The organism is Rhizobium sp. P44RR-XXIV (assembly GCF_001999485.2).
GTDB lineage: Bacteria > Pseudomonadota > Alphaproteobacteria > Rhizobiales > Rhizobiaceae > Rhizobium.
The window spans coordinates 508,905-524,974 of sequence record NZ_MPVZ02000029.1 but is presented as its reverse complement, the minus strand read 5'-3'; the positions used below and the strand labels follow the sequence as shown (position 1 = coordinate 524,974).

Below are 16,070 nucleotides of genomic sequence, written 5' to 3'. Positions count from 1 at the left end.
ATTTCATTGATAAGATTTTTATAAGTGTAGGCAGGGATTGGACGATTCATAGCGACATAAAGCGCTTTTCGTCGTATAAAAATAAGCAAAATGACACCATATTTTTGCAAAATGCAGGAATGACGATGCAGGTAACGGAAAAAGATCGGGAATTGCTGGCATTGCTCGGTCAAAATGCCCGCATGCCGGTGGCAACACTCGCCAAAAGGCTGTCGCTATCGCGCACCACGGTGCAGGCCCGACTCGAACGGCTTGAGAGAGAAGGGGTGATCGCCGGCTATGGTGTGCGGCTGTCGGAAACCTATCTCTCCGGCCTCATCCGCGCCCATGTTCTGATCACCATCGCACCGAAAGCGCTCTCGGCCGTAACGGCGTCGCTGGATGCGATCCATGAGGTAACGACGCTGCACTCCGTCAGCGGCTCCTTCGACTTGATCGCCATCGTTGCCGCACCGTCGATTTCCGAGCTGGATCAGCTGATCGACGAAATCGGCAAGATCGACGGCGTCGAGCGGACGCTATCGTCCATCGTCCTTTCGACGCGGATCTCGCGCTGAACCTACGGGCGCCGTTGGCTTAGGATACAGACTCCATATCCGGGCTGGCGGAAAGGACGGCCTCCTTCAAGGCGCGTGAATAGGGATGCTGCGGATTGTCGAGCACCGCACGCGCGCCGCCTTCTTCGACGATCTCGCCCTTCTTCATGATGATGATGCGATCGCTGATGTAGTAGGCGGTCGCGAGGTCATGGGTGATATAGATGATGGACAGGCCGAGGTCCCTCTTCAGCTGACTGAAGAGATTGACGATGGCCATCCTCAGCGAGGCATCGACCATGGAGACGGGCTCGTCGGCGACCAGTAGCCTCGGTTGCGGAATCAACGCGCGCGCAATGGCGGTGCGCTGCAGCTGACCGCCCGACAATTCATGCGGAAACCGGCCCTTTACTTCGGCAAGCGTCAAGCCGATATGGACAAGCGCCTTATCGGCCATGCGTTCAATATCGGACTGACTCGGCTTGGTACCGTCAGGTGAAAAATTTCGCGCTGTTTCAAAAAGATAGCGATCAACCCTCTTGAGTGGGTTGAACGCCTCGAACGGGTTTTGAAGGACTGGTTGCACCTGGCGCATGAAGGCACGCCGCTCAGCCTTCCCATGAACGGCAACGGGCCGGCCGCGAAAATTCAGGATACCCGATGTCGGCGGCGTCTGGCCGAGGATCATCGCGGCAATGGTTGATTTGCCCGAGCCGGATTCCCCCACAATGGAGAGGATCTCCGGCTCTTCCCCGAGCATCAGGCTGACATCGCGGACAGCAATGACATGCCGGCGGCTCAGCATACCGCCCTGGCGGTAGAGCTTGGTGACATGCGAAAGGGAAAGCAGGTCGCTCAAATCTGTGCTCCTGTCACGGCAAAACAGGCGACGCGACGATCCGGCTCGACGGTCACCATCGGCGGCGCTTCGCGGCTGCAGATATCCATGCGCTTGGGACAGCGCGGATGAAAACGGCACCCTTCCGGCGGCATGGCGAGATTGGGCGGCCTGCCCTCAAGCGAAGGCCTGGTGGAGAGATCGCCGATGCGCGGCAGGCTCGCCACCAGATGCTGCGTATAGGGGTGCAGCGGCAGGTGAAAGAGCTTGCGCGTCGGCGCCTCCTCGACCAGACGCCCGGCATAGACGATGCCGATGCGGTCGGAGACGGCGGCATGCACGCCCATGTCATGGGTAACGAACAGGAAGGAGGACCCCATCTCTCGCTGGATCTCGCGGATCATCTGCAGGACATCGCGCTGAACGATGACATCGAGCGCGGTCGTCGGCTCATCGGCGATGATGAATTCCGGCGTCAGGATAGTGGCGAGCGCAATCGTCATGCGCTGCCGCATGCCGCCGGACAATTCATGCGGATAGGCGTCGAGGAGGCCGGCATCGAGTTTCAGGCGCTGCAGATGGGCTGCAACCCGATCGAAGAAGGCACCGCGATCGACCTTCATATGGCGAAGTGCAAAATCCGTGAACGAGTGGCGAATGCGCCTTACGGGATTGAGCACGTTCATCGAGCCCTGCATGATATAGGACAAATGCCGCCACCGAAGCGCCGCCCGTTGCTCCGGTGTCATGGCGTAGATATCCTGCGTGGCGCCGTTGAATTGAAACTTGACCGAGCCCGAAACCACCCGAAGCGGCGGCCGGATGGCGCCGGCAATGGTCTTGATCAACGTCGTCTTGCCGCTGCTCGATTCACCGGCGACGCCATAGATCTCGCCGCGACCGATCCTCAGACTGACATCGTCCACGGCGCGCACCTCGCGATCGACGCCATAAAGGAAGGCCCGATAATATGCCCTGAGGTTGTTGACCTCGACCACAGCCTCCATTCCTAGCCCCCCATCCGGTTCAAGCGACTGCGCGGATCATTGTATTCGTTCATGGACATCGACAGCAGGAAGAGCGCCATGAACAGCACGACAATGGCGGCGACGGGTGCGGCCACCCACCACCAGGTGCCGGCGATCAGCGCGGAATGCGCATTGGCCCAATAGATCATCATGCCCATGGTCGGCGTCTCGATATCGGTGAAGCCGAGCACCGAGAGCGTGATCTCCATGCCGATCGACCAGATCATGTTGTTCATGGTCGTCGCAAAGACGATCGGTAACACATAGGGCAGATGCTCCTGGACGAGGATCTTGGACATGCTCATGCCGGAATAGACGCTCTGTGTGGTAAAGGGTCGCGTCTTCAGGCTGATCGCCACCGAGCGGATCAGGCGCGCATCATAGGACCAGCCGAGCGAAGCCATGACGATGATGAGCACCGTCCAGGTCATCCCGTCCTTCAGCACGAAATAGAACAGGATCAGCAGCGGAAACTGCGGGATGACCATGATGCTGTCATTGATCGCCATCAGCACCCGATCGACGACGCCGCCGGCATAGCCCGCAACCAATCCCACGACCAACGAGATGATGCGTGAGAGGAAGGCAACACCGATACCGAAGTAGAGTGTATTTCGGAGCGCCGTCGTGAGCTGCCAGAAAACGTCCTGGCCGCGAGAGGTCGTGCCCAGCCAATATTGCCCATCTGGCGGCATGTCCGGGGGCAGCAGATAGATATCCGATGGGCCATAAGGCGAGAAGTAGGACAGGACCACCAGCCCGACGATGATGGCGAGCAGCAGGAGGCCGAAGAGGAATTCGGTATTCTGGCGGGCAAGGTCGCGAACGATCGTCAACATGGCCCTACTCCACCTTGATGCGCGGGTCGATCAGCGGACCCAATATGTCGATGATGAAAACAGCGGCGGCGACACCCACGATCGACAGAGCGCTAAGCCCGAGCACGAGACTGTAGTCGCCGGCATGCACGGCCGAGATCAGCAGATTGCCGATGCCCGGATACCCGAAGACGATTTCGGTGATGACGGTACCGTTGAAGACGGCGCCGAGCGACATGGCAAGGCCGGTGAACTGCGGCACCATGGCATTGCGGGCGATATAGGAGCGCAGGATCTTGCGTTTCGGCACGCCCCCGAGTTCGGCGAAGACGACATAGTCCTCGGTGATGATATTGGAGACGAGCGCGCGCATCCCGATGAGCCAACCGCCTGTCCCGACAAGGATCAGCGACAGCGCCGGCAGGATGGAATGGCGCAGAATATCGAGTACCAGGGAAAAGGACAGCCGCAGATCGGTGTTCATCTCATAGCCGCCATTGATCGGCAGGATTGGCCAGAGATAGCCGAACAGGATGATGAGCACGAAGGCCAGGATGTAATAGGGTATCGGCTGCATGGCGATGAAGACGAGGCTGACGGCCTTCAGCACCATGCTTTTGCGGTAATAGCCCGCAAGCGCGCCGATCATGTTGCCGAGTACGAATGTGATGATCACCGAGACGGTCATCAGGCCAATGGTCCAGGGCAGCGCCCTTGCGATGATAGCGGATACCGGCGTCGGAAACGCCGAAAGCGACGGCCCGAGATCGCCTGTCGCGAGCCGCCCCCAGAAATGCAGATATTGCTGCCAGACCGAACCTTCGAGCCCGTAGAGCTCACGAAGCGACTGGCGCATCAATTCGACGGCGCGAGGGTCGGACTGCCCCATCTGCTGTATCGCGCCGATGCTTTCCTCGACGGGATCGATCGGCGTCATATGGGTGATAAAGAACGTCGCGGAAATGCCAAGGAAGACAACGAGCAGGAACTGACCAAATCGCTTCAATACGAAAACTGGATAGGACGTCATGCTGCCGTCTTCCTTGCTGCTTGCGCTTTATCTGTCACTGAAAAGATTCGCCGGACGTGCCTAATGTCCGGCGAAAGGTGCCTGACGCGGCAGCTGCCGCATCAAGGTGGGAGATCTACGGCTGCGCCGGCTTCAGCTTGACCATCATCAATCGGGAATTCGCCCAATTGGGAACGGGGTCGGTGTAGGGGTCCGATATGGTCGGGTAACCCTTCCAGTAGGTCGTATCCATCGACGTGAAGACGTTATAGGACATCAGCGGGATGGTCGGCATTTCGCGGGCGACCAGCTTGAGATAGTCCTTGCCGAGCTCGATGCCTTTCGGATCGTCGGCACTCACGTGGCGAATATTCTCGATGATCTTGTCGAGTTCCGGATTGGACCAGCGCTGCCAATTGCGTGGTGCCTGATTTTCACCCTTCTTGGCGACGAACTCCGAATGCCAGCTGTCGAGGAAGAATGACAGATCGGGATCGCCACCCCAGGTCTCCACGCTCCAGGCGATGGCGCACTGGAAATCGCCGGTCGCCAACCCCTGCCATACGGCTGACGACGGAACGGCCTTGGAGTCGATGCCGAAGGCTGCCCATTGCTGCGCGATCAAGGTGCCGGCCCGGGTGAAGACCGAGCGCGTATCACCCTCAACCGTCAGGCGGATCTTGAAGGGCTGGCCATCCGGCGTCATCCACTTGCCGGCAACCTTCTTGAAGCCTGCCTTTTCGAGCAGTTCCGCAGCGGCCTGCGGATCGGGTTTCCACCAGCCATAGCCAAAGGCGGCGCTGATGGCGGCCGGATCGGTGGGGATCTGATCCTTATATTTCGGCTGCTTGCGCAGCATATCGGCAATCTGTTGGCCGATGGTCGGATCATAGGGCTTGATCTTGCGCTTGCCGGTGTCGACCTCGAAATTCTTCAGCCAATCCTGCAACGGCGCCTGATAATCCGTCATAGCAATCGCCGTTGGCGGGACGCCGAGTGCGGACAGCGTCGCAGCGCCGCGATAGCTCGCCATGTCCACGGCCCTGATGTCGATGAGCAAGGCGAGAGCCCAGCGCACATCGGCATTCTGGAACAGCGGATCCTGATTGTTGAAAATCACCGCCGGCAGGGTCGGATCGGGATGGGCGAAGGGGAAGCCGGGGAACCAGCTTTCAACGGTCTTCGACTTTTCCTTCAGCGTGAACATGCCCTCTGGCGTGTTGTCGTGAATGATATCAAGGTTGTGCTCGAGCTGGGCGATGGTACGCTTATCCGGCGGGCCGGGATCGACATATGTGACGTATTTCGGAGCAGGCTCTCCGAAGCGGGCAAGCGAGGTGCGCTGCCAGTCGTCGCGCTTCTCCCAGGTGTACCATTTGCCTTGCGGGTCAAAGGTTTTCAGCTTGTAGGCGCCGAGCGAAACCGGATTGGCGAAATCATAGCGAACCGGATCGGCGACCTTTTCGAAGACATGCTTCGGCATGATCCAGGCGCCATTCCAGCGCACTGTGAAAATGGCGTGGAAGCGCGAGTTCGGCTTCTTCAGCTTGAAGGCGACGGTATAGGGATCCGGGGCTTCGACGCTTGCGACCTGCACCGAGAAAGCGGCGCTCCAGATCATGCCTGGATGATCCATCTGCGTCTTGACGGTGTAGACGACATCGTCTGCCGTGAATTCGACGCCGTCGCTCCAGTAGAGGCCTTTGCGCAGCTTCACCGTCATCTGGGTGAAGTCGTCATTATATTGCGGCTTGTCGGCGGCGAGCGAATTGTCCCAGGCCGAGCCGCCCAATCCTTTCTCAGGGTCGATGTACCACAGCGTGTCCATGGTCAGCTGCTGCAGGCCGGTCGAAACGCCGCCGCCGCCATTGACCCAGACGTTGAACCAGCCGGGATTCTTGATCGTTCCCTCAGGATTTTCGACGATCAGCGTCTCCTTGCGGGGCAAGGCGGTATAATCTTGAGCTTGGGCTGCCGCGATGAGGCCGAACGTGGCCAGTGCGACGCCGAAAGCAAGCTTCTTCCACTGCTGCATGATCTCCTCCCATTGTTATCGATTGTGCGCTGCGCCTGAGCTGTGTCGGGCGGACCGCGATTTTTCCCCTTATGCTTTCCAGACCAACGGGACCGCCTCCTCGCGATCCCGCAGCCGCCGATCGTCATACCGACAGCCGGATCACCGTGTAGGAGAGCGGCTTCAGCGTGGCGCGGAGCCGGCCATCTTCCACTTTCGCATCACCCGTGCTGGTCGGGACGACAGCATTCGGATGGGATGCCGTATTGGTCGCCTGCAGGTCCTGATGAACCATCTCGTGCTGCTCGACGACGCGCGCGCCGGCAAAGCCTTCCAGCCGGGTGTCGAGATCGAGCGAACTGTCGGGATGGCGGTTGACGGCAAATAGCGTGACCATCTTGCCCACCTCGTCGTGAACCGCCGATACATCGAGATAGGGCACGTCGTCGGCCTCGTCGCTGTCATAGGTCGGACCGTCGGTGACCAGGCGAAGCGCGTAGCCGCGACCGTATTTCGAGGCGAAATAAAGGGGATAATAGATGGTCTGCCGCCAGGCCGGACCGCCGTCCTCCGTCATGATCGGTGCGATAACGTTGACGAGCTGCGCGATGCACGCAATGCGCACACGGTCGGACCGGCGAATGAAGGTATTAAGAATGCCGCCGACCTGCAGCACATCCTCGAAATTATAGACATCCTCAAGCAGATGCGGCGCATCCGGCCATTCGTTCCGCGCCAGTATGTCCTTGTCCTGCTGGTTGGAATGGTACCAGACGTTCCATTCGTCGAAGGAGATGCCGATCGTCTTCTTCGAGCGCTTCTTCGCCTTGATATAGTCGATGACGCCGCCGATGGTGACGATGTAACGGTCGAGCTTTTCCGCCTTGGCGAGATAGTTCAGCGTGTTCTTCTCGCGGTTGGCGAAATACATGTGCAGCGAGATGTGATCGGCGCTGTCGTAGCACTGCTCCAGCACCTGGGCTTCCCAATCGGGATAGGTCTTCATGTCGGAATTCGACGAGCCGCAGACGACCAGTTCCAGCGACTTGTCGAAACCGCGCATGGCCTTGGCCGTTTCATCGGCGAGACGGCCATACTCATAAGCGGACTTGTGGCCAACCTGCCATGGACCATCCATCTCATTGCCGAGGCACCAAAGCTTCACATCATGAGGATCGGCCCAGCCGTGCTTGCGCCGCAGATCCGACCAGTAGGTGCCGCTCGGATGGTTGCAATATTCGAGGAAGTTTCGGGCCGCATCCAGCTCGCGTGAGCCGAGATTGACGGCAAGCATCGGCTTTGTATTGGCCTTCTTGCACCAATCGACGAATTCGTTGACGCCGATCTGGTTGCTTTCACGCGTCCGCCAGGCAAGATCGAGGCGAACGGGGCGTTCGGACCGGGGGCCGACACCATCTTCCCAATTATAGGCCGAAACGAAATTGCCGCCCGGATAGCGGCAATAGGGCGAGTTGAGCTCGCGCACGAGCTCGATCACATCCTTGCGAAATCCATTCTCATCGGCGGTCGGATGACCCGGCTCATAGATGCCGCCATAAATCGCCCGGCCCAGATGCTCCAGAAAAGAGCTGTAGAGCCGATCATCAATGTCGGCAATTCGGAAATCGCGATGGATGACCACGTTCGCCTTCACGGCTATCCTCCCATATATATCACATATCTCGTTCTTATACGCCGATCTTGATATACTTTTGAAAGGTCGTCAACGCGGCCGGAACGCAAAATGGTGCGAAAATAGGTGCAGAAGCAGTCCAAAACGGACAAAACTGCACGTAAAAACAAGTAATTATAAAAAATATGACTTATCGGGATTTTCCGACGGCTATCGGCTATATATCAGAATTTTCGATATAATTACGCCAGATCGATACGCATCAGGATATCGCGGCCATAATTGCCGAAGCCACGACCGAAGATGTTGACGCCGCCAGTATGGCGCGCGTCCTCGGCTATGCCGATTTTCAGCCGAATCGAGGAATGCTGACTGATGGCCAAGTCGTCTATGGTCACATCGGATACCGCGACGCCGTCGATGAAGGTACCTTTCTTCGAGATGCGCCAGGTCTTCAGCTTGCCGTATTGCGACCCTTCAAGCTTCCACCAGCTCGGCGTGAATGCCCCGCGCTTGTCGCCATAGTCCCCCGGTGATGTCCATGTGCCGACGGCAACGCCATTGACCCAGATGGTGATGTCGGACGGCCAGTCGGGATTGGTGCCCGGCACCTCCGACGACAACTCCATCGAGAACTCAATGGCATTGACAGCCTTGTTCAAGATCTTGGCATTGTTGGGAAATTTATACTCTACATGACCACGGCCGAACCAGAGGAGTCCCGCCTGCATACGCTGCGGATCAAGGAAATAATCGGGGACGTCGAGAAGCCCGATCACCCCTTCCGTCGAACACAGGCCGCAGGGCGCATGGGTCTCGCAGCTCGTATAGAGGCCGATTGGCATCGCGACTTCGATCACGTCCTCGACGCGCTTGAAGGCCGGCTCATCGAAACTCAGGAGAATCTCATCGTAAAGCGCCGTACAGATCTTCTGGTAACCCTTGCGGGCCTTCGCCGCCTTGGTTTCGACAAGGCCAGCCTCCTCCAGGATCATGATGGCGGTGGCGACGGTTGACTGCGGGAGATCGAGTTCACGGGCGATTTCATTGACGTTCATGGCGCCCTTGGCGCAGAGCAGCTTCAACATGTCGATACGCGCCGGCGCAGAAAGTGCCCGCAAAACTGCCGTGTTTTCACCCGCATAAATTGTCAGAAAGCCGCGCTTCATCGAATCCTGAATGCCTCATCAATGAGTTTCATTTATATCAGGATTTTTGATTTCACAAGAGGTAGCCGGCATGACGGCTGATTTGGCGCCCCGGCACGAGGCGGGACGCCCAAACAACTATCCATACACCATCAAAGACGATCGCTTGGGACGGACAGATATAAACGCTCAAGTTTGGCGAAACGCCTCATTTGCAGGTCTCAATTCGTTTCAATGCTGCCGTGATGCCGGAAAGCGAATAGGAATAGCTCGTGGCTGTGCCGCGTTTCGACGTCGCCTGCAGCTCCAGCTGTGCTCCACCCTTCATGGCATTGACCATGGAAGGTTCCTGGCTCTCGTCCCTCACCCAGCCATGCCGATCCTTGGTGAACATCGGAAACGTCTTGTCGCCGATCGCGGCCACCATCGCCTCGCCATCCTTCAGATCATAGCCCATTGCAGCTTCGGGAACCAATTTATTGCCCGGGGACGTGCGTGAGACGATAAAGAAATTATCCCCATGATCGACGCTGGCGGGCTTCTGTGCGATCGGCCGCGATACGACATAGCAACTGACGCTATCGCCGGATTTAAGGGAATATGCGCCCCAACTATCAAACTGATCGATACGAACGGGCACGTCGGCATGCGCCATCCCGGCGCTGATTGCCACGAAGACCAGAGCGGGGGCGAAATTTCTTGCAAACATAGTTTCCTGCCATTTCTTGTTTCAAGGACATTGAAAGCGAGAGATGTACTCACACACACGACAGTTTCGGTGCGGTGCGTTATCTGATTGTTAACGTGTCGGTTAAAATTTGTTCATGTTACAAGTGCCGCGGGTATCTGGTTCCAGGGGAGATTAAAGGTGGCAAGCGCGTCTATTGCAGTGTTGGACAATCCGTCGGACGCGGATCGCCGCGCGATTCTCACCCCTCTGGATGCCTTCAACAAAACGAAGGCCGGCGACGAGAATTACGAACCGATCGCGATCGTTCTTCGCGATGAGGCCGAAAAGATCGTCGGCGGGCTCTGGGCGCAGCTCTATTTCGACTGGGTTTTCATTGAGCTGCTTTTCATTCCTGAAAATCTGCGCGGCGACAACCTCGGAGCGAAACTGCTTTCCCAACTGGAAGAGATCGCGAAAGCAAAAAACTGTGTCGGCGTCTGGCTAGACACATTCAGCTTTCAGGCACCGGGTTTCTATGAGCGGCAGGGCTACGAACGCTTCGCAACCATGGATGACTATCCGAAAGGGATGGCACGTTTCTTCTTTCGCAAGGTCTTTTGAGCTTCCGTCGCTAAAAGCCCGGCACAAGCTCCTGACCGATGTCTTACCCATCGTGTTTCAGCCCAAAAATGGGCCTGACGCCACACGCAATATATATGGCTCCCAGGCGTCCAAAGTCTTAGAACAATACCGTCTCATTTTTGGACTAAAGGATTAATTCGATGACGAAATTTCGCTTCGCCCTCGCGGCGTCGGCAGCATTCTTTTGCCTCGCGGGCGTTGCGAGCGCGGAAGATCTGACCTTCACCCTCAAGAACGGCACCAAGTCCGTTCTCACCAACTTCTACACCTCGCCGGTCGGCGTCAACAATTGGGAAGACGACGTCTTCGGCAAACAGGTGCTGAACCCCGGCGAGAGCATGGATATCACCATCGGCGATGGGCGAACCGTCTGCAAATACGACATGAAGTTTGAATTCGAGGAAGGCTCCAACCTCGACACGACAACCGACACCCAGAACCTGTGCGAGCTCGGCACCTACACGATCCACGAATAAGGCGGATCGGGAAGCGTCGACACCAACCAAGCCAATTTGCAACTCGCGCGCGGTTGGAAATCAAACAATGAAATCCATGCCGGCCTTACCGGTTTCAGACGCTTCCCGGCATGAAATATCAGCAAGCAGATTGGAGAATGCGATGCGGCAAGTGCTTCTATTAATATTTGCGATATCGTTTGCCGCCGTCGCCCATGCCGACCCATTGGCAGATCTGGCTGTCGCGCAGAAGGCTGTGATCGAAGCCTGGAGCAAGGTGCCGTTCTCGCAGCAGAACGTCACCTTCGTGACAGAACCTTCAACCGGTTACGGGGTTTACAAGAAGCGGGACTCGAACGTTTTCAAACCGGGCGAACCGATCCTCACCTATGCCGAACCGATCGGCTACGGCTGGAAGCCGCTTGCGGACAATCGCTATGAACTCCACCTGATGGCCGACCTCGCCATTGTCGACGCCAGCGGGGATGTCGTGTGGAGCAAAAAGGGATTCCTGGACAGCACCCTTCAAAGCTTCAAGCAGAACATGGAGTTCAAGCTCGACATGACCTTGAACGTCGACGGTGCTCCAGCCGGCAAATACAAGCTCCGCTATACGCTTTATGACATGACCTCTTATGACATGACCTCGGGAAAGACGAGCTCCTTCGATCAGGATTTCGAGATCGCTTCGGCTGGCTAATGGACAGGCCGTGCTCCTTGCTCGACTGTTTCTAGAACTGCGAAAACCCCACCAATCTCGCGCATCTGCCGGGATTGAACAATGACCACAATACAAAGACAGAATGGAAGCCCCATGAAAAAGATACTGCTTATCGCCGCCGCGCTTGCGGCCTTTCCAATGCTCGCAAATGCCAAGACGCTCGCCTTCCCGAGCGAAGCGCCGATTGCCAGCGTCACCATTCCCGACAACTGGAAGCCGCAGGAAACCGAAACAGGTATTGACGCCAATTCGCCTGATGCCGCGATCTACTTCGCGCTCGACGTCGCCAGCGGCGACAATGTCGAAAAGGTGATCAGCGATGCCGTCGATTTCCTCGACAAGAACGGCGTCAAGATCGATGCCAACACGCGCAAGGATGACGACAGCAACGAAGTCAACGGCATGAAGATGTCGATCCTGAACTGGCAAGGCACCGATGCGGACGGTCCCGTCAACATCAATCTCGGTGTTCTCTCTCCGGCACCGAACAAGATCCTCGTGCTCACCTATTGGGGCTCCAAGGACGATCAGGCCAAGCACGAGAAGGAAGTGCTCGACATCATCGGCTCCATCAAGCCCGCGAAGTAATGACCTTCATCCGGCCGCCGCGGCGCAGCGGCGGTCGATTGCAACGATCTTCCTGGGTTCGCCGTGTCGGCGGCCCCTTTTTTACTCGATACCAAGGGCGCGATTGGCACCGACGAGATGCCGTCACGCCGCTTGTATCGGCGGCCAAAATCATGTCATGACTCAAAGCTGAGTGAACCAGATCAGCGGAGCGGGACCATGAAGAAGATCGGATTCCTTTCATTCGGCCACTGGACGCCCTCGCCCCAATCGCAAACGCGATCCGCAGCTGACACGCTTCTGCAATCGATCGACCTTGCCGTGGCGGCCGAGCAGCTGGGCGCGGACGGCGCCTATTTTCGCGTGCATCACTTCGCCCGCCAGCTTGCCTCGCCGTTTCCGCTATTGGCCGCCGTCGGCGCCAGGACCAGCCGCATCGAAATCGGCACCGCCGTCATCGACATGCGTTACGAGAACCCGCTTTACATGGCGGAGGATGCCGGCTCGGCCGACCTGATCGCCGGCGGCCGGTTGCAGCTTGGCATCAGCCGCGGCTCACCGGAACAGGTGATCGACGGGTGGCGCCATTTCGGCTATGCACCGGCAGAGGGCGAAAGCGATGCCGATATGGGGCGCCGTCACGCCGAAGTGCTGCTCGATATCCTGCGCGGCGAGGGATTTGCCAAGCCCAATCCTCGCCCGATGTTTCCCAATCCCCCTGGCCTTCTGCGCCTGGAGCCGCATTCGGAAGGCCTGCGCGAGCGAATCTGGTGGGGTGCCAGCTCCAACGCGACGGCCAAGTGGGCCGCCAAGCTCGGCATGAACCTGCAGAGCTCTACGCTCAAGGACGACGAGACCGGCGAGCCGTTTCATGTCCAGCAGGCCGATCAGATCAGGATCTACCGCGAAGCATGGAAGGAAGCCGGCCACAAGCGCGAGCCACGGGTCTCGGTGAGCCGTAGCATCTTCGCCCTGGTCAACGATCTCGACCGCGCCTATTTCGGCAGCAGCGGCAAGGAGGCGGACCAGATCGGCTTCATCGATGAAAAGACGCGGGCAATCTTCGGCCGCAGCTATGCCGCCGAGCCCGATAGACTGATCGAGGAATTGGCCAAGGATGAGGCAATTGCGGCGGCCGACACCCTGCTTCTGACGGTGCCCAACCAGCTCGGCGTCGAATATAACGCCCATGTGATCGAGGCGATCCTGACCCACGTCGCGCCGGCTCTCGGCTGGCGCTGATCGCTCGGCCATTGATCCGGTTTGAGTGCAAAACGGAGTGGAGCTCGATGAAGCGCTTGGGTATCGTCTTGGCACTGCTGGCGGCAAGCGGGATCGCACAGGCGAAACCGATGACCTGGCAGGCCCCGGAAGGGCTTACACAAATCACGCTATGGCCCGGGGCAGTCCCGGACGCACCGCCTGTCCCGGGACCGGAGGATGTCTCCGTCAGCACGGAGCTTATAGCGGGAAAAACCGTGACCAACATCACCAATGTGACCAACCCAACGATCACGGTCTACCCACCCAAGGGAAAGAATACCGGAGCGGCGTTGGTCGTGGTTCCAGGAGGAGGGTTCCAGGTCCTTGCGATTGATCTTGAAGGCACCGAGGTCTGCGATTGGGCTACCTCCATCGGCATGACATGCGTGCTGTTGAAGTATAGGGTTCCGAGCGCACCATATGTCTGGCAGTGCGATTGTCGCCCCCATAATCTAAAGGTATCGCAGCCTTCGTTGCAGGATCTGCAGCGAACAATGGGGCTGGTGCGCGATCACGCGGATCAATGGCACGTCGACCCCCATAAGGTTGGCGTTCTGGGGTTCTCGGCTGGCGGTTTCCTTGTGGCGGAGATCAGCTCGCTATTCGAGCACCGTCTGTATCCCCAGGTAGACAAGGCTGATAACGAAAGCGCTCGGCCGGATTTCGCCATAGCCATCTATCCCGGGCATCTTGCGAACCGGGACAACACGTTCAACACTAACATTCCGGTATCCAGCCTTACATCGCCGACATTCCTGGTTCAGGCAGAAGACGATTATGAGGATGGCATCCATCAGTCGCTGGCTTACTACGCCGCGCTGTCGAAAGCGCATGTGCCGGCTGAAATGCACCTTTACGCAAATGGAGGCCATGCATTCGGGCTGCGGCGGAATGAGCTACCCATCACGGACTGGCCAGCGCAGGTCGCACTATGGTTGCACACGATCGGCATCATGCGGAACTGAGCGACGCCAATGCATCGTCCCCAATGTAAGATGGGCGCCACTCGGCCGTGGCCGTTCCTGAGCATGGAGTCGTTGATCGAGGTGACACGCCAGGGAGCTCTTGCAGTCAATGCCACCTGATCTTGCGCGGCACTCCTCACCCCGAAAATGGCCAGCAAATCTAATGAATTATTAACCATGGCCGTGCCCTAACCTCTTGTAATTTCTTCACTGGAGCAGACCATGGTGCATGCATCGAAAATGAACGAGTTGAACGATCGGCTCGACTTTGTCGGACTGGGGCAGGATGCCCGTCAGGCCCTTGCGGAGTTGCAGCCTATCATCGAGTTTGCCGTCAAAGGTTCCCTTGACGTCTTCTATGAGAAGATCGCCAAGCACCCGGCAATGTCGAAGTTTTTCTCGTCGCAGCAGCATGTGGCCCATGCCAAATCCAAGCAGCAGGAACACTGGAAGACGATCGCATTGGGCCAATACGGTCCCGATTATGTCGAAGCAGTCTCGGCTGTCGGCAGGACCCATGCGCGCCTAGGGCTGGAGCCGCGTTGGTACATCGGCAGCTATGCCGTGATCCTTGAAGGCATGGTGCGCTCGATCGTCGCACAGCAGCTGAAGGGCGTCTTGTTACGCAAGCACGAACAGGCCCTGTCGCGCCGCCTGTCGGCCATCATCAAGGCAGCGCTGGTCGACATGGACTACGGCATTTCGGTCTACCTGCAGGTGCTAGCCGATGAACGCGACAAGGCCGAAGCCGAGCGCGCTGCGGCGCAGCAGGAACAGGAGCGTGCCCTCAACGCACTCGGCCTCGCCTTGACCGGCCTGGCGAACGGCGATCTGACGGCAGAGATCACGGAAACCCTCTCGGCCGAATTCGAAGTCCTGAAGAGCAATTACAACGAATCTCTCGCCTCTCTTGGAACGGCAATGCGGCATATAGACGATTCCGTGACCCGCGTTCGCGACGAGGCCGGCTCGATTTCCTCGGCAGCAGACAATATGGCGAGACGCACCGAGCAACAGGCCTCTGCGCTTGAGGAAAGTGCGGCGGCCATCGAGCAGATCACCACGATCTCCGAACAGACGGCCGAACGGACGCGCGAAGTCCAGGCGATCGTCAAGGAATCAGCTTCTGAGGCCGAGCGGTCCCGGGATGTCGTCCAGCAGGCCGTGTCGGCCATGGACGATATCGAGACTTCGTCGCGCAAGATGACCGATATCATCTCCGTCATCGACGAGATTGCCTTCCAGACCAACCTGCTGGCACTAAACGCCGGTGTCGAGGCTGCACGGGCCGGCGAACAGGGCAAGGGCTTTGCCGTCGTCGCACAGGAAGTCCGCGAACTGGCACAGCGCTCCGCCGCTGCAGCAAAGCAAATCAAGGATCTGATCGACCGCTCCTCCAACGACGTTCGCCGCGGTGTGGAACTGGTCAACCGTACCGGCGAAGCGCTGGAGCTCATTGGTAACCAGGTGGCCTCCATCGACAAGAATGTCGGCGCTATTGCCCGCTCGACACAAGAGCAGGCCGTCGGCATCAGCGAGATCAACTCGGCGGTCCGCAACATGGATCGGATGACGCAGCAGAACGTGGCGCTGATGGAGGAAACGAATGCCTCGACCCGGCATCTCGCCGATATCAGCAACGAGCTTGCCGGTCTGGTCGGGCGTTTCAAGACAGTGCGCTCAGGCACGCGGACCGGTGCGGTGAGGCTGAAGCTCGCAAGCTAGGCGTTGCGGCTTGGTAGAGGATTCGCCAGCCCCAAGCA

At 58.2% G+C, this 16,070-nt stretch carries 16 protein-coding genes; 8 read left to right on the top strand and 8 right to left on the bottom strand.

The annotated features are described in order from the left end of the window. The first annotated feature begins 125 nt into the window (after positions 1 to 125). Positions 126 to 557, top strand: a complete 432-nt coding sequence (locus BSK43_RS28530) for an Lrp/AsnC family transcriptional regulator (RefSeq protein WP_068393997.1) — start codon at positions 126 to 128, stop codon at positions 555 to 557. A gap of 19 nt (positions 558 to 576) precedes the next feature. Here BSK43_RS28530 and BSK43_RS28525 read toward each other — a convergent pair whose 3' ends face one another. The 8 genes from BSK43_RS28525 to BSK43_RS28490 form a co-directional block, all read right to left on the bottom strand. Then, a complete protein-coding gene (locus tag BSK43_RS28525) occupies positions 577 to 1,395 on the bottom strand; it encodes an ABC transporter ATP-binding protein (protein WP_077468100.1) in 819 nt (272 codons plus the stop codon). Next, positions 1,392 to 2,381 carry an ABC transporter ATP-binding protein gene (locus BSK43_RS28520; RefSeq protein ID WP_077468099.1) on the bottom strand — a complete coding sequence of 330 codons (990 nt, stop codon included), beginning with the start codon at positions 2,379 to 2,381 and terminating at the stop codon, positions 1,392 to 1,394. The genes BSK43_RS28525 and BSK43_RS28520 overlap by 4 nt, the downstream gene beginning before the upstream one ends. Positions 2,382 to 2,383: 2 nt before the next feature. Then, positions 2,384 to 3,241, bottom strand: a complete 858-nt coding sequence (locus tag BSK43_RS28515; RefSeq protein WP_077468098.1) for an ABC transporter permease — start codon at positions 3,239 to 3,241, stop codon at positions 2,384 to 2,386. A gap of 4 nt (positions 3,242 to 3,245) precedes the next feature. Next, complete coding sequence (locus BSK43_RS28510) at positions 3,246 to 4,250, bottom strand: ABC transporter permease (RefSeq protein ID WP_077468097.1); 1,005 nt, start codon at positions 4,248 to 4,250, stop codon at positions 3,246 to 3,248. Positions 4,251 to 4,365: 115 nt separating this feature from the next. Next, complete coding sequence (locus BSK43_RS28505; protein WP_077468096.1) at positions 4,366 to 6,264, bottom strand: ABC transporter substrate-binding protein; 1,899 nt, start codon at positions 6,262 to 6,264, stop codon at positions 4,366 to 4,368. 124 nt (positions 6,265 to 6,388) lie between these two features. Next, positions 6,389 to 7,897 (bottom strand): alpha-N-arabinofuranosidase, encoded by a 1,509-nt coding sequence (locus tag BSK43_RS28500; RefSeq protein ID WP_077468095.1) that lies wholly within the window; start codon positions 7,895 to 7,897, stop codon positions 6,389 to 6,391. A 221-nt stretch (positions 7,898 to 8,118) separates the two neighbouring features. After that, positions 8,119 to 9,045 (bottom strand): helix-turn-helix domain-containing protein, encoded by a 927-nt coding sequence (locus BSK43_RS28495; RefSeq protein ID WP_077468094.1) that lies wholly within the window; start codon positions 9,043 to 9,045, stop codon positions 8,119 to 8,121. 187 nt (positions 9,046 to 9,232) lie between these two features. Continuing rightward, entirely contained in the window at positions 9,233 to 9,733 is a 501-nt protein-coding gene (locus tag BSK43_RS28490) for an invasion associated locus B family protein (RefSeq protein WP_077468093.1), read from the bottom strand. A 159-nt stretch (positions 9,734 to 9,892) separates the two neighbouring features. Here BSK43_RS28490 and BSK43_RS28485 point away from each other — a divergent pair, with 159 nt between their 5' ends. The 7 genes from BSK43_RS28485 to BSK43_RS28455 all read left to right on the top strand — a co-directional run bounded on the left by BSK43_RS28485 (position 9,893) and on the right by BSK43_RS28455 (position 16,032). After that, complete coding sequence (locus tag BSK43_RS28485; protein WP_136687326.1) at positions 9,893 to 10,315, top strand: GNAT family N-acetyltransferase; 423 nt, start codon at positions 9,893 to 9,895, stop codon at positions 10,313 to 10,315. 161 nt (positions 10,316 to 10,476) lie between these two features. Next, on the top strand, positions 10,477 to 10,812 hold the full coding sequence (locus tag BSK43_RS28480; protein WP_068392927.1) for a hypothetical protein: 336 nt from the start codon (positions 10,477 to 10,479) through the stop codon (positions 10,810 to 10,812). A gap of 142 nt (positions 10,813 to 10,954) precedes the next feature. Further along, positions 10,955 to 11,491 (top strand): hypothetical protein, encoded by a 537-nt coding sequence (locus BSK43_RS28475; RefSeq protein WP_205910671.1) that lies wholly within the window; start codon positions 10,955 to 10,957, stop codon positions 11,489 to 11,491. 114 nt (positions 11,492 to 11,605) lie between these two features. Further along, positions 11,606 to 12,100, top strand: coding sequence for a histidine kinase (locus BSK43_RS28470; protein WP_077468092.1), 495 nt, complete (start codon positions 11,606 to 11,608; stop codon positions 12,098 to 12,100). A 198-nt stretch (positions 12,101 to 12,298) separates the two neighbouring features. Then, positions 12,299 to 13,321: an LLM class flavin-dependent oxidoreductase gene (locus BSK43_RS28465; RefSeq protein WP_077468091.1), complete on the top strand. Its 1,023-nt coding sequence runs from the start codon at positions 12,299 to 12,301 to the stop codon at positions 13,319 to 13,321. A gap of 47 nt (positions 13,322 to 13,368) precedes the next feature. Continuing rightward, a complete protein-coding gene (locus BSK43_RS28460) occupies positions 13,369 to 14,307 on the top strand; it encodes an alpha/beta hydrolase (protein ID WP_077468090.1) in 939 nt (312 codons plus the stop codon). 222 nt (positions 14,308 to 14,529) lie between these two features. Further along, positions 14,530 to 16,032, top strand: a complete 1,503-nt coding sequence (locus tag BSK43_RS28455; protein WP_077468089.1) for a globin-coupled sensor protein — start codon at positions 14,530 to 14,532, stop codon at positions 16,030 to 16,032. Positions 16,033 to 16,070: the final 38 nt, after the last annotated feature.